Source organism: Stenotrophomonas sp. YIM B06876 (assembly GCF_030711595.1).
In the GTDB taxonomy this organism is placed as follows: domain Bacteria; phylum Pseudomonadota; class Gammaproteobacteria; order Xanthomonadales; family Xanthomonadaceae; genus Stenotrophomonas.
Genome location: NZ_JAUJUJ010000289.1, coordinates 1 through 1,054 on the forward strand (window position 1 = coordinate 1; position 1,054 = coordinate 1,054).

The 1,054-nt window shown below is 65.5% G+C and carries 2 pseudogenes; both read right to left on the reverse strand.

The annotated features are described in order from the left end of the window. Positions 1 to 148 precede the first annotated feature (148 nt). Positions 149 to 735, reverse strand: a pseudogene (locus QZH66_RS16800) (acetaldehyde dehydrogenase (acetylating)); the annotation flags it as partial. A 39-nt stretch (positions 736 to 774) separates the two neighbouring features. Further along, positions 775 to 1,050 (reverse strand): annotated as a pseudogene (locus QZH66_RS16805) (acetaldehyde dehydrogenase (acetylating)); the annotation flags it as partial. Positions 1,051 to 1,054: the final 4 nt, after the last annotated feature.

Genomic DNA, 1,054 nt, shown 5'->3' on the forward strand with positions numbered 1-1,054 from the left:
GGAATGCCGGCGCCGTCCAGGCCGCAGGCGATGGTCTTCATCTGCTCCAGCGTCATCAGGTGGCGCTTGGGGTGCATGCCGTCGCGCAGCGTCATGTCGTGCACGGTGATCTTGGTGCCTTGGAGTGTCATGGTCTGTTTCCTTGTCTTCAAGCGGCCACGGCCACGGGTTCGAGCGTCAGGGCGCCGCTCAGGATTTCCTCGGCAAACATCTCGGCCGTGCGGGCCGCGGCCGCCGTCATGATGTCCAGGTTGCCGGCGTACTTGGGCAGGTAGTCGCCCAGGCCCTCGACCTCCATGAAGACCGAGACGCGCTTGCCGTCGAACACCGGGCCGTTGACCAGCTTGTAGCCGGGCACGTATTTCTGCACCTCCTTGATCATGTCGTGGATCGACTGGGTGATCGCCGCCTGGTCGGGCTCGTCCTCGGTCAGGCAGTGCACCGTGTCGCGCATGATCAGCGGCGGCTCGGCCGGGTTGATGACGATGATGGCCTTGCCCTTCTTGGCGCCGCCCACCTGCTCGACCGCGCCGGCCGTGGTGCGGGTGAACTCGTCGATGTTCTTGCGCGTGCCCGGGCCGACCGACTTGGACGACACCGTGGCGACGATCTCGCCATACGCCACGGCCTGCACGCGCGAGACGGCGTAGACCATGGGAATGGTCGCCTGGCCGCCGCAGGTGACCATGTTGACGTTCATCGCACGCTGGCCCAGGTGCTGCTTNACTCGTCGATGTTCTTGCGCGTGCCCGGGCCGACCGACTTGGACGACACCGTGGCGACGATCTCGCCATACGCCACGGCCTGCACGCGCGAGACGGCGTAGACCATGGGAATGGTCGCCTGGCCGCCGCAGGTGACCATGTTGACGTTCATCGCACGCTGGCCCAGGTGCTGCTTCAGGTTGACCGGCGGCACGCAGAATGGACCGATGGCCGCAGGCGTGAGGTCGATCATCATGGCGCCCTCGGCGTTGACCTTGCGCGAGTTTTCGGCATGCACATAGGCGCTGGTGGCGTCAAAGACGATCTGCACGCCATCCTGCTTCATGTGC